Here is a 13,238-nt window from a genome sequence, read left to right on the forward strand (position 1 = left end):
GTTAGTAAAAAGGCCGCAAGTAGCGGCCTTTATTTAAGTCTTTTGAGTTAAAAAGGCGATTACCCTTTAACGTCTAAGAAGCTCTTCAGTAAGTCTGAGCGAGAAGGGTGGCGCAGCTTGCGCAGTGCCTTTGCTTCGATCTGACGAATACGCTCACGTGTTACGTCAAATTGCTTACCTACTTCTTCCAGAGTATGGTCGGTGTTCATATCGATACCAAAACGCATACGGAGTACTTTAGCTTCACGTGCTGTTAAGCCTGCGAGGACTTCGTTGGTTGCACCGCGAAGGCTTTCCATTGTTGCCGAGTCAATTGGCGATTCAATGGTGGTGTCTTCGATGAAATCACCTAAGTGCGAATCTTCATCATCACCAATCGGTGTTTCCATAGAGATTGGCTCTTTGGCAATCTTCAGCACTTTACGGATCTTATCTTCAGGCATCATCATACGTTCAGCCAATTCTTCAGGGTTAGGTTCGCGGCCCATTTCCTGAAGCATTTGACGAGAAATACGATTCAGCTTGTTAATAGTCTCAATCATGTGTACTGGAATACGAATAGTACGTGCTTGGTCAGCAATTGATCGTGTAATTGCCTGACGGATCCACCATGTTGCATAAGTCGAGAACTTATACCCACGGCGGTATTCGAATTTGTCTACCGCCTTCATCAAACCGATATTACCTTCTTGGATCAAATCCAAGAACTGTAAACCACGGTTGGTGTACTTTTTCGCAATTGAAATTACAAGACGTAAGTTCGCTTCAACCATTTCTTTTTTCGCACGGCGAGCTTTTGCTTCACCAATACTCATACGACGGTTGATATCTTTAATACGTTCTACAGTTAAACCTGTGCTTTCTTCAATCGCCTTAAGCTTATTGACGCAACGTTCAATTTCAGGTTTCACTTCAGCAAGTTTATCCGAGTGCTTTTCACCCGCTGCAATTTCAGCGTCGATCCAAGCCATATCGGTTTCATTATTAGCGAAGTGTTTAACGAATGTCTTCTTTGGTACCTTCGCAATTTGTACAGCTTGTTTCATGATGATGCGTTCTTGTACACGAACTCTATCCATCATTTCACGCATGTTGTTCACCATGCGGTCAAACTGTTTAGGTACTAGCTTAAAGGTACGGAATAGCTCACCAATCTCGTGGATGGCAGCTTGAGAATCTGGGTGTGCGCGACCTTTTGATTCAAACACTTCGCGAGCTTTGTTATATAAAGTACGAAGCTGTTCAAAGTGTACGCGTGCTTCTTCAGGATCTGGGCCTGTATCTGCATCTTCCTCATCATCGCTGTCTTCATCATCTTCATCGTCTTCATCTGCTAAGTCTTCATCACTTAGCTCTGAACCGATGTGCGTGGCAGAGATTTGAGTTTCTTCGGCATTTGGATCGAAAAAGCCTGAAACGATGTCGCTTAAGCGCATCTCTTCAGCTTCAAACTTATCCCATTGCTCAAGTAAGTAAGTGATTGCCTCAGGGTATTCAGCAACAGAAATCTGTACTTGGTTGATACCTTCTTCGATACGCTTTGCGATTTGAATTTCGCCTTCGCGAGTCAGTAGCTCAACAGTACCCATTTCACGCATATACATACGCACTGGATCAGTAGTACGACCGATCTCTTTTTCCACTGTTGCAAGTGCAGCAGCTGCAGCTTCGGCTGCATCTTCATCGGTCGTTGTTTCTTGCATCATCAACTCATCGGCATCTGGCGCGCTTTCCGCAACCTGAATACCCATATCGTTGATCATACTGATGATATCTTCTACCTGATCTGAGTCGATTATGTCTTGTGGAAGGTGATCGTTAACTTCTGCAAAAGTTAAGTAACCTTGCTCTTTACCTTTCTGAATCAGAAGTTTTAGTTGTGACTGAGGAGATTGATCCATAGAGATTTATGCTTCCACTCTGATAAATTGATACAACAGGCGCCAGCGAAAAACACCGAAATTTGCATGACGCAGTGAATAGAACATTATAACAGCAAAAAGTTGTCTTGACTAGTTCTTCTACCGCTTTAAAGCTTGCGTCAATAGCGCACATTCAAGGCGTTCTTCGTTATTTAGGCCCTCGGTTTTGTCTTTTATTAATAGGGTCTCTAACCTAAAATTTAAACACTGATCTTCGATAAATTGAAAAGTATTTTGAAACTCAGCGGTTAAAGCCTGTTCGTTTATATCATGTCGCCAAATAGCGAGTTTTTTTAGTGCTTCATATTGAGGCGTTTCTCGAAAATACTCCAACAATTGTGCGGTAGTATAGTTCGAATTTTGCAAGCAAACAGACTGCAGCTCTAAAAACAATTCGATACCTGGAATGCTCATTTGTGCCAGTTCAGGCAAATGTTCAATGCTTGATGCCAGCGCCGGATGTTGAATAAGTAAGCCAATAGCTCGGCGCATGGGTGTTACTTTGAATTTACGTTCAATACTATGCTGTTGTTTTGGCGTCGTGAGCTTAGTTGACAGTTGTTCTCGTGTTCGCCCAATCAGCCGTGCGAGTTTTTCTAACAGACTTTCTTGATAAAAATCACTGGGCAATTTACTAATGAGTGGCAAAGCTTCACTCATAAGCTTAGCTTTACCGGCATCACTGGTCAGCTCACAACTTTGTGATAGCTTCTCAAACAAGACTTTAGAAAAATCGTCAGCCTGTGTTAAGCGTGCTTCAAATGCTTGTTTGCCTTCTTTTTGGACCAAAGAGTCCGGATCTTCGCCATCGGGCAAAAAGACAAACTTTAAAGATTTTCCATCTTTTAAAAATGCCAAGGCATGTTCGAGTGCTCGCCAAGCCGCATCTCGACCAGCGCGGTCTCCGTCATAACAGCAAATAACGGTATCTGTGGTCCTGAACAAGGTTTGCATATGCTCAGCCGTTGTGGCCGTACCGAGCGCCGCGACTGCATAGGTAATACCGTGTTCGGCCAGCGCAACCACGTCCATATAGCCTTCAACAATCAGAATGCTATCGAGCTTATCATTGGCCTGTTTGGCTTCAAATAAGCCATAAAGTTCAAAGCCCTTATGGAAAATTCGAGTCTCTGGTGAGTTTAGGTATTTCGGCCCTTGACTGTCGCCCATGACTCGACCGCCAAAGGCAATAACGCGGCCACGCTTATCTCTGATAGGGAACATGAGGCGGTCGCGGAAAAAGTCAAATTGTCGGCCAGGTGTTTTTTCCGAAGCGAGTTTTAACTCAAGAAGTTGCTGTTTTTGCTGTTGATTGCGGCCTACTTGGTGGCACAGCGATTCCCACTCGGGCGGTGCATAGCCAATCATATATTGCTTGACTATTTCACCTGATAAACCGCGACCTTTAACATATTCAATGACTTGGCTAGCATTAGCATGATGTTTTAGTTGATGCTGATAAAACTTGGCTGTTTGCATCATCAAATCATAGTCAGAACGCTTTTGTTCAACGGTTCGCTCAGGTTTACCCGAGCTTTGTTCACGTGGTACTTCTAGGTTGAGAAGGCTTGCAAGTTCTTCAATGGCATCAACGAACTCTAGTTTGTCGTACTCCATCATAAAGGAGATGGCATTGCCATTGGCACCACAACCAAAACAATGATAGAACTGTTTGTCTCTCGATACGGTAAAAGAGGGGGATTTTTCGTTATGAAAAGGACAGCATGCTTGATAGTCCTTTCCTGCTTTTTTGAGTCCAACACGAGAATCGATTAAATCGACAATGTCGGTTCTATCAAGCAAATCATCAATAAATTGTCTTGGGATCTTTCCAGCCATATTTATTCTAACGAAATTCCTTTGTGCCTAGACGAAGAAACCGAGCGCGAGGGCTCGGTTCACTTTATCATACAATCTGTATGTGGGATTATGCGCTTAATCGTTGTTTAATTAAACCTGAGATCTTGCCCATATCGGCACGACCTTCAGCTTTAGACTTGATTACACCCATAACTTTACCCATGTCTTGCATACCTGCTGCGCCTGAATCGGCAATAGCAGCATCGATTAATGCGATAATTTCTTCTTCAGTCAAAGGCTGAGGTAAGAAAGTTTCTAACACATCGATTTCTCTGGCTTCAATTTCAGCTAAATCGTCGCGACCAGCATCTTTATACTGGGTGAAAGAATCACGGCGTTGCTTAACTAACTTCACTAGAACTGAGGTAATACCTGCATCATCAAGTGTTGTTCTATTGTCAATTTCACGCTGTTTAATTTCAGCAAGCACCATGCGGATAGCGCCAAGACTGATTTTGTCTTTAGCTCGCATAGCATCTTTTTGCGCGTCTTTTAGCTTAGTTAAAAGGCTCATTTATACAAGACCGAAACCGATTAGTATAATTTAACGCGACGTGCGTTTTCGCGAGAAAGCTTCTTCATGTGACGCTTAACCGCTGCAGCTTTTTTACGCTTACGCTCAGCTGTTGGCTTTTCATAGTGCTCGCGACGACGAACTTCTGAAAGGATACCTGCTTTTTCACATGAACGCTTGAAACGACGAAGTGCAACGTCAAACGGTTCGTTTTCTCTTACTTTGATTACTGGCATTAAAAATTCACCTACCTAATTAATGAGCATAGCTCACGCTGATCAAATGTTGATCAAGTGGTTCAAAAATGGTGCGGTATTGTAATCCGAAGCAAGTCATGATGTAAAGCTTAAATTATAGCTAATTGCAAAGAGTGTTATTCTTGGCGTTGATAAAGTCTACACAACACTTGTCCCGCTTGCTTTTCTTTAATAACTTGCCAGTTTTCGGGTGCTGAAAAATCCAATTCATTCTCTATTTCGACATAGATTAACGCGTCTTTTGTGAGCCAATTATTTGCTTCTAACAGTGTGCAGCATGGCTTTGCCAGATCTTTTCTAAATGGCGGGTCAACAAAAACCAAATTATATGCTTCGTTTGTGTTGCTTTGTTGTAAAACGTCTAACGTGTTGGCATTGATCACTTGTGCGTTGTTTAATTTCAGCGTTGCTATGTTACTGATTAGTTGATTGGCTGCGCCTTTATCCAACTCAATAAAACACGCATTATTTGCAAATCGTGACAAGCATTCGAACCCCAAACCTCCGGAGCCAGCAAAGCAATCAAGTACGTTTGCGTCGCGAGTATCTTGCATTAGCCAATTGAACAATGTTTCTTTAACTCTGTCGGTCGTTGGCCGTAGGCCAAGGACGTCTTTTACAGGTAACTTTCGACCTCTAAATTGTCCGCTAATAATACGGATCACACCATCATTTTGGCTATTTTTTGCGGTGGTCTTTTTTCTCATGAGTGTAACTATTCACTGAATCTTAATATTTTCACTTAGATAAATCACAACGTCGCATTTTTCATCCTTACGGAACATGGTACACTGCGCATCAATTTGGATTATTTTTGGCACTAAAGATACGGTTTTTATTTCCGGGCTTTAATGCAACTCAATTTTGTGGTTCGTAATTTTACGTTAAACGATTTTATAGAGCCGCCTCTAGTTTATCAGATTTAATAACACGGTACTTAGCGAGCATGGGAAAAAAGAATAAATTTCTGTCTTGGTTTGGATTTGGCAAGAAAGACACAGAGCAATCAAAGCAACAGGCTGAGGCAGAACTTCTAGCTCAACAACAAGCTGAGAAAGAAGCTGCAGAGCAAGCGACGCGCGAAGAAGCTGAGAAAGAAGCTGCAGAGCAAGCGACGCGCGAAGAAGCTGAGCATCAACGTTTAGCAGCGAAAGCCGAGGCGCAAGCCCAAGCAGAAAAAGAAGCGGCAGAGCAAGCGGCGCGTGAAGAAGCTGAACGTCAGCGTTTAGCGGCGGAAGCTGAGGCGAAAGCCCAAGCAGAAAAAGATGCAGCGGAACAAGCGGCCCGTGAAGAAGCTGAGCGTCAACGCTTAGCGGCAGAAGCCGAGGCAAAGGCACAAGCAGAAAAAGAAGCCGCAGAGCAAGCGGCCCGTGAAGAAGCAGAGCGTCAGCGTTTAGCGGCGGAAGCCGAAGCTAAGGCACAAGCAGAAAAAGAAGCTGCCGAGCAAGCGGCCCGTGAAGAAGCAGAACGTCAGCGTTTAGCGGCAGAAGCCGAAGCTAAGGCACAAGCAGAAAAAGAAGCAGCCGAACAAGCGGCCCGTGAAGAAGCAGAGCGTCAGCGTTTAGCGGCGGAAGCCGAAGCTAAGGCACAAGCAGAAAAAGAAGCAGCCGAGCAAGCGGCGCGCGAAGAAGCTGAGCATCAACGTTTAGCGGCGGAAGTCGAAGCTAAGGCACAAGCAGAAAAAGAAGCGGCAGAGCAAGCTGCCCGCGAAGAAGCTGAGCATCAACGTTTAGCAGCGGAAGCCGAAGCGAAAGCCCAAGCCCAAGCAGAAAAAGAAGCGGCAGAGCAAGCGGCCCGTGAAGAAGCAGAACGTCAGCGTTTGGCGGCGGAAGCCGAAGCGAAAGCCCAAGCAGAAAAAGAAGCTGCCGAGCAAGCGGCCCGTGAAGAAGCAGAGCGTCAGCGTTTAGCGGCAGAAGCCAAAGCGAAAGCCCAAGCAGAAAAAGAAGCTGCAGAGCAAGCGGCCCGTGAAGAAGCAGAACGTCAGCGTTTAGCGGCAGAAGCCGAAGCTAAGGCACAAGCAGAAAAAGAAGCGGCAGAACAAGCGGCCCGTGAAGAAGCAGAACGCCAGCGTTTGGCGGCGGAAGCCGAAGCGAAAGCCCAAGCAGAACAAGACGCTGCTGAACAAGCGTCAAAAGAAAAACCTAAAAAAGAAGGCTTCTTTTCTCGTCTAAAAAAAGGGTTACTGAAAACTAAAGTCAACCTAGGTTCGGGTATTGCGTCAATCTTCAAAGGTAAGAAAATTGACGATGATTTGTTTGAAGAGCTTGAAACTCAGTTACTCACTGCTGATCTTGGTGTTGATACCACTATGAAGCTGATTGATAGTCTAACGGATGCGGCCGATCGTAAGCAGTTAAAAGATGGGGATGCGTTATATGAGTTGATGAAGCAAGAAATGGCTGAAATGCTAAAAGAAGCTGAGCAGCCATTGGTTATTCCCGAAGATAAAAAACCGTTTGTTATTTTAATGGTTGGTGTGAATGGCGTGGGTAAAACAACGACCATAGGTAAACTTGCCAAACAATTCCAACAGCAGGGTAAATCGGTCATGCTGGCAGCGGGCGACACCTTTAGAGCGGCGGCTGTTGAGCAGTTACAAGTGTGGGGCGAGCGTAATGATATTCCTGTTGTAGCTCAGCATACAGGTGCTGATAGTGCGTCTGTGGTATTTGATGCGTTCCAAGCGGCAAAAGCACGCAACGTAGACGTATTGATTGCCGATACGGCGGGGCGTTTGCAGAACAAAGACAATCTAATGCAAGAGCTTGAAAAAATTGCGCGAGTAATGAAAAAGCTTGACCCTGATGCGCCACATGAAGTGATGTTAACGATTGATGCGGGTACGGGGCAAAATGCCATTAGTCAGGTGAACTTATTTAACCAAGCTGTGGGTTTAACGGGGATCACACTAACTAAGCTAGATGGTACGGCAAAAGGTGGGGTTATCTTTGCTGTTGCAGACAAATTCCAGGTACCTATTCGTTACATTGGTGTGGGTGAAGGCATTGATGATCTGCGTACATTTAAAAGCGATGATTTTATAGACGCGTTATTTAGTAACGACGATGAGTAAGAAATTGAGGGAGTGTATACTCCCTTTCTTTGGTCTAAAAAACAATTATAAGCAGGCCTAACATGATCAAATTTGAGCAAGTCAGTAAAACCTATCCTGGTGGCCACAGAGCACTTGAAAAAGTGAACTTTGAATTAGCCAATGGTGAGCTAGCATTTTTGACCGGCCACAGTGGCGCGGGTAAGAGTACATTACTGAAATTGATCAGTGTTATGGAGCGTCCTTCCGCGGGACGTGTTTCTATTAATGGTGTTGATTTAAATACGGTGAGCAATCGCCAGATCCCGTATGTTCGCCGAGATATTGGTATTATTTTTCAAAATCACCGCTTACTCGAACGCTACAACGTGTTTGATAATGTGGCGTTGCCTTTGGTGATTGAAGGAATGCACCACAAGCATATTGCTAAACGTGTGCATGCCGCTTTGGATAAAGTGGGCTTATTGGATAAGGTGCGCTGCCAGCCAAGCACTTTATCGGGGGGGGAGCAGCAACGTGTCGGTATTGCGCGTGCGATAGTGAACTCTCCTCCGTTACTGCTTGCTGATGAACCAACGGGTAACCTAGATCCAGAGTTATCGATGGAGATCTTACGCTTGTTTGAAGACTTCAATCGACACGGCACGGCTGTGCTCATTGCAACCCACGACTTAGGATTGATTGCACGCATGAAATATCGCAGCTTAACGCTGAGTCATGGCCGCATGAGCCAAGATCCTTTGAAGGAGGCAGGGATATGAGTTTGTTATTCAAAGGCCGAGATGCACAAACCAGTAGCCAAAATAAGTCTTGGCTGATGAAAACCTACTTTTTTGTATTGACGGTGCTAAGACAAGGTATCAACAGCTTAGGTGAAATGTGGCGAACGCCTATGGCGTCTTTAATGACAATTTTGGTGCTGGGTTTGAGTTTAACCTTGCCAGCAACCCTATATATAGTGGTAAAAAATGTCCAGCAAGTCAGTAGCGGATTTAACGACGCAGCTGAGATCTCGCTATTTGTAAAAGAGTCCATGACTGAACAGCAAACACAAACGCTGGTGAAACGTTTAGGACTCTATCCAGAAGTGGAGCAGGTGAAACTGATTTCTAAATCGCAAGCACTGGATGAATTCAAGCGAGTTTCTGGGTTTGGCCAAGCGTTGGATTATTTAGAGGAAAACCCGCTACCCAATGTTGTATTGGTTACACCTACCAGTCGTTATCGCAAACCACAAGCTGCACAGCAATTGCTGGACAAGCTTGAAAAAGAGCGTGAGGTGGAATTTGGCAAACTCGACATTGAGTGGTTAGAGCGACTGAATGCACTTTTGAGCTTGCTAAAAGAAAGTGTCGTTACTATCGCACTGTTACTGCTCAGCGCTGTGATTTTAATTATCGGTAATACCATACGTTTATCGATAATGGATAAGAAAGAAGAGATCCAAGTGCTTAAACTGGTGGGTGCAACCAATACATTTATTCATACACCATTTATCTGGACTGGGATATGGTATGGCATCGTTGGTGGCTTGGTTGCCTTTATAAGTGTTGCTTTAATGCTTTGGTGGCTGGAGTCGGCAGTTGCTATGGTAGCCGGGGTTTATCAAAGCTCTTTTGTATTGCTTGGTTTGAATGCCAATGAACTTTTAATTCTTTTGCTGTTAGCAATTGTGTTGGGGTTTGGGGGATCATTTTTATCAGTTCACCGCTATATCAAAGACATAGAGCCTGATAAGGTTTGACCGTGCGGCTTTATCATTGATGAAAGGTCAATATTTACCTTTTTACATGCTTGCGTTTTGTCATAATTAAGTCATACGAGCGCATTACTATTCGGTGGATATCAGGATGTGCTCTCATCGTTTCTAATAATTATTTAATAAAAATCAACTGTTTAAATTTACGATAAAAAATTTTAGAAAAAGCTTGCTTTTTCTTCGAGAAAAATACTATAGTCACGTTAGCACTCTTACTTGAAGAGTGCTAAAATGGACTGAATGATTTATCACTGAGGTGAAAAATGAGTAAAGATTTATATGCATTAGCACTGACAACAAGCCAGCAAAGCGCAAGTTTAGATGGTTACTTACAAACAGTAAGCGCTATACCTATGCTTGATGCTGAGCAGGAAAAGGTGTTGGCCACTCGCCTTCAACAAGAAGGGGATCTGGAAGCAGCTAAACAACTCATCGTTTCTCACCTTCGCTTTGTAGCCCATATTGCAAAAGGTTATGCTGGATACGGTTTACCACAAGCGGACCTTATCCAAGAGGGTAATATTGGCTTGATGAAGGCTGTTAAACGTTTTAATCCTGAAGTCGGTGTTCGATTAGTTTCTTTTGCAGTGCATTGGATTAAGGCTGAAATTCACGAGTACGTATTGAAAAACTGGCGTATTGTTAAGGTGGCAACAACTAAGGCACAGCGTAAATTGTTCTTTAACCTGCGCAAAAACAAAAAGCGTTTGGGTTGGTTTAACCAAGAAGAGGTTGCGACGGTCGCAAATGAACTTGGTGTGAGTGAAAAAGAAGTACGTGAAATGGAGTCACGTATGAGTGGTCAAGACATGGGTTTTGATCTGAGCCAAGATGACAATGATGATGCACCATCAACCAGCTTTTCACCTGTTCAATATCTAACAGATGCAAGCGGTGATTTAGCTGATGTTGTTGAAGAAGAGCAATGGCAAGAGCAGTCTCAAAACCGTTTGTTCTCAGCATTAAAAACATTGGATGAACGCTCGCAAGATATTATCAGTGCGCGTTGGTTAGCCGATGATAAAGCAACTTTGCAAGATCTTGCTGCTAAGTATAATGTGTCTGCGGAACGTGTTAGGCAATTAGAAAAGTCAGCAATGAAAAAGCTGCAAACAGCCATGAGCTAGCTTCCAGATTTTTTTGCAAGAGCCGCTAATTTGTTAGCGGCTTTTTTGTGCCTGTCATATATTTTGAGCTTACAAGTGTTCGCTAGTTTGATTATAATGCGCCTTCAATTATGAGGAGACGACATTTTGTTAGCAGTATTACGCGTGATAGCAATGGCATTGTTTATTATTTTCAGCTGTATATTCGGCTTGTTGCTTTGCTTAGTCCGCCCTTTTCATCCTAATAATGTACACACGATAGCTAGTTGGTTTGGAAAAATGTCACGTGTGATAGGCGTTAAACTTCAAGTGACACGTCATCCTGACTGCGTTAATGTTGGCCCTGCCGTGTATGTAGCCAACCATCAAAATAACTATGATCTTTTCACTTTACCGGCAGTGGTGCCTGAGAAAACAGTAAGTATGGGTAAAAAGAGCCTGAAGTGGATCCCATTCTTCGGTCAGCTGTATTGGTTGTCGGGTAATATCTTGATCAACCGCAGTAATCGCACGAAAGCGATGGGCACGCTCGGTAAATCGACGTTGAAAATTAAGCAAAAAGGTCTGTCTATTTGGATGTTCCCAGAGGGAACTCGAAGCTACGGTCGCGGCTTATTACCCTTTAAAACCGGTGCATTTCACACCGCAATGAACGCTGAGGTGCCAATAGTGCCTGTGTGTATGAATAGTACCAGTGATTGTATTAAACTAAACCGCTGGGATAATGGTACAATCTACATTGATATTTTGGCGCCTGTACATCTTGATAAAGAGAGCAGTGCGCGTGAGCACGCGAAAACGGTCCACACTCAAATGGCGGAACGCATCGCTCAACTTGATGTGAAAGTGAGAGAAAATAATGGAAAACTGGCGCGAAATTAGTGAAGACATCGTAGAGTCGCTTATTGAAGATGGCTCTACGACGGATAAGCTCTATGAAGTGGAGCACCACTTTGTTTGTGAAGACTTCAAAAAGCTAGAAAATGCGGCTCTGGCAGCATTTAAATTGGGTTACGATGTAGAGGACCCTGCAGAGCTTGAGTTGGAAGATGGCTCTAAGATTTGGGGCTTTGACGTTGTGGTTGAAGCTGAGCTTGACGCCGACGTCATTATGGAAGATGTTGATAAGCTTGCAGCACTGGCTTTAGAGCATGGTGTTGAATATGATGGCTGGGGTACTTACTTCCAAGAATAATCTCACCCAATACATTGATGTTAAGTGCAAATAACGTTTTGCACTTAACAGTTTTCTTTCGCCTTTCTAGTAGTTAATCATTATTTAATTGGTAAAATATAGACTCTAAGGGTCAAAAAGTGCTATTAATCGTACTTGTTGTCGTCTTAAATTGATCCTGCTATGCGAGTTACATTGCCAATTTCTGAGCTAAAACCTGGCATGTTTGTGGACAGTGTTCATAAACAGCGTTCGGATGCGGGTGTAAAAATTAAGTCTCGTGGTATGGTACGAGATCACGACATCATAGATAAGTTGTCTGCAGAGGGCGTGTTAGAACTCAATATTGATTTCTCCCTGAGTGAAATTGCTATCCCCGAAAAATACCAACCACAAGTTGAGAAAAAAGCGCGTACCAAACCACAGTCTGTTACTCGCGATTCGCCACTAAGACGTCGTAGTCGAGCTCAACAAGAAGGGCAAAACAAACCGAGATCTCGCCGAGCGCAAAAAAATGATGAACCGGCCTCTCTTGAAAAAGAATTTGCCTTTGCCAGCCAAGCTTTTGAGCTTTACAACCGAAAGATACAAGGCCTGTATGGTGACATTACATCGGGCATGAAAATCGACGTCGGTTTGATCAATGAGATCAGTAAAGAGATCGTTGAATCTGTGTTTCGCAACTCAAATGCGATGGCGATTCTGACACGGTTACAGGATAAAGATGGTTATAACTGGCGTCACATGATCAACTGCGCCATCTTGATCAGTGTATTTGGCAAGTACTTGGGTTTATCTTTATCCCTGATCCAACAATTAGCAACGGGAGCAATGTTACATGATATTGGCCACGCTAAACTGCCTCAAGGTCTAGTAAATAAACAAGACACATTGAATGAACTAGAATATAAATCTGTTAAAAAGCACGTTGTACATTCTCTTGGGCTTATAAAAGGCGAGTTTGGCGTCACACCTATGATCATGGATATGGTTGTCAACCATCATGAACGATTAGATGGCAGTGGTTATCCTAGACGCTTGAAGGGAATGCAGATCAGCAAAGCAGCAAGGATCATGGCGATAGTTGACGTCTATGATGCGATGACTTCGGAACGACCCTATCAGCAAGGGGATGAGCCTGTACATGCACTGCGCTATTTATTATCAAATAAAGAGAAGTTTGATCCTGAGCTAGTGCAGCGCTTCATTAAATGTTTGGGCGTTCACCCAGTGGGGAGCATCGTTAAGTTAACCAATGAGCGTTTAGCATTGGTACTGGAAGGTAACCAAAAAGCACCAACTTCACCCCATGTTCGGGTGTTTTATAACGCCAAGCATATGCATCATATTACAGCTAAAGAATTAGATTTAAGTAGTTCGGACAATGATGTGAAAATTGTCGCAAGTGTTCGACCACTTGATTATCAAATTAATTTATCTCGTTTATTAAAAGACCACTTGTTGGTTTAGGTTTTTTACATTGTGCGTTTTTTTGCAATTTTTGTGACATCATAGCACCAAATAAACAGCTCATCGTTAATGCCAACCACAGTAAACTACCTTTCTCTGAGTGCAGTGCAAAGCAGCAACTTGC

At 43.6% G+C, this 13,238-nt stretch carries 12 protein-coding genes; 7 read left to right on the top strand and 5 right to left on the bottom strand.

The annotated features are described in order from the left end of the window. Window positions 1-59: 59 nt before the first annotated feature. From rpoD to rsmD, 5 genes are all read right to left on the bottom strand, one after another. A complete protein-coding gene (gene rpoD, locus AC5FX4_RS05460; RefSeq protein ID WP_493605461.1) occupies window positions 60-1,901 on the bottom strand; it encodes an RNA polymerase sigma factor RpoD in 1,842 nt (613 codons plus the stop codon). Window positions 1,902-2,021: 120 nt separating this feature from the next. After that, entirely contained in the window at window positions 2,022-3,761 is a 1,740-nt protein-coding gene (gene dnaG / locus AC5FX4_RS05465; RefSeq protein ID WP_493605462.1) for a DNA primase, read from the bottom strand. 88 nt (window positions 3,762-3,849) lie between these two features. Beyond that, window positions 3,850-4,296: a GatB/YqeY domain-containing protein gene (locus AC5FX4_RS05470; RefSeq protein ID WP_493605463.1), complete on the bottom strand. Its 447-nt coding sequence runs from the start codon at window positions 4,294-4,296 to the stop codon at window positions 3,850-3,852. 20 nt (window positions 4,297-4,316) lie between these two features. Beyond that, entirely contained in the window at window positions 4,317-4,532 is a 216-nt protein-coding gene (rpsU, locus tag AC5FX4_RS05475; protein ID WP_010362466.1) for a 30S ribosomal protein S21, read from the bottom strand. A gap of 137 nt (window positions 4,533-4,669) precedes the next feature. Further along, window positions 4,670-5,260: a 16S rRNA (guanine(966)-N(2))-methyltransferase RsmD gene (gene rsmD / locus AC5FX4_RS05480; RefSeq protein ID WP_493605464.1), complete on the bottom strand. Its 591-nt coding sequence runs from the start codon at window positions 5,258-5,260 to the stop codon at window positions 4,670-4,672. Window positions 5,261-5,499: 239 nt separating this feature from the next. Between rsmD and ftsY the strand changes: the two genes are divergently transcribed. The 7 genes from ftsY to AC5FX4_RS05515 all read left to right on the top strand — a co-directional run bounded on the left by ftsY (window position 5,500) and on the right by AC5FX4_RS05515 (window position 13,114). Next, the gene (ftsY, locus tag AC5FX4_RS05485; protein WP_493605465.1) at window positions 5,500-7,626 is read left to right on the top strand and encodes a signal recognition particle-docking protein FtsY; all 2,127 of its coding nucleotides are present in this window, start codon (window positions 5,500-5,502) and stop codon (window positions 7,624-7,626) included. A 62-nt stretch (window positions 7,627-7,688) separates the two neighbouring features. Continuing rightward, window positions 7,689-8,366: a cell division ATP-binding protein FtsE gene (ftsE, locus tag AC5FX4_RS05490; protein WP_493605466.1), complete on the top strand. Its 678-nt coding sequence runs from the start codon at window positions 7,689-7,691 to the stop codon at window positions 8,364-8,366. After that, window positions 8,363-9,349, top strand: coding sequence for a permease-like cell division protein FtsX (ftsX, locus tag AC5FX4_RS05495; protein ID WP_493605467.1), 987 nt, complete (start codon window positions 8,363-8,365; stop codon window positions 9,347-9,349). Before ftsE ends, ftsX begins: the two co-directional genes overlap by 4 nt. A 278-nt stretch (window positions 9,350-9,627) precedes the next feature. Beyond that, a complete protein-coding gene (gene rpoH, locus AC5FX4_RS05500; RefSeq protein ID WP_493605468.1) occupies window positions 9,628-10,491 on the top strand; it encodes an RNA polymerase sigma factor RpoH in 864 nt (287 codons plus the stop codon). A gap of 126 nt (window positions 10,492-10,617) precedes the next feature. After that, window positions 10,618-11,352, top strand: coding sequence for a 1-acylglycerol-3-phosphate O-acyltransferase (locus tag AC5FX4_RS05505; protein WP_493605469.1), 735 nt, complete (start codon window positions 10,618-10,620; stop codon window positions 11,350-11,352). Then, on the top strand, window positions 11,330-11,665 hold the full coding sequence (gene rraB, locus AC5FX4_RS05510; protein ID WP_493605470.1) for a ribonuclease E inhibitor RraB: 336 nt from the start codon (window positions 11,330-11,332) through the stop codon (window positions 11,663-11,665). The genes AC5FX4_RS05505 and rraB overlap by 23 nt, the downstream gene beginning before the upstream one ends. A 162-nt stretch (window positions 11,666-11,827) precedes the next feature. Beyond that, complete coding sequence (locus tag AC5FX4_RS05515) at window positions 11,828-13,114, top strand: cyclic di-GMP phosphodiesterase (RefSeq protein ID WP_493605471.1); 1,287 nt, start codon at window positions 11,828-11,830, stop codon at window positions 13,112-13,114. The last annotated feature ends 124 nt before the right edge of the window (window positions 13,115-13,238 follow it).

Source organism: Pseudoalteromonas sp. ATL1 (assembly GCF_058933015.1).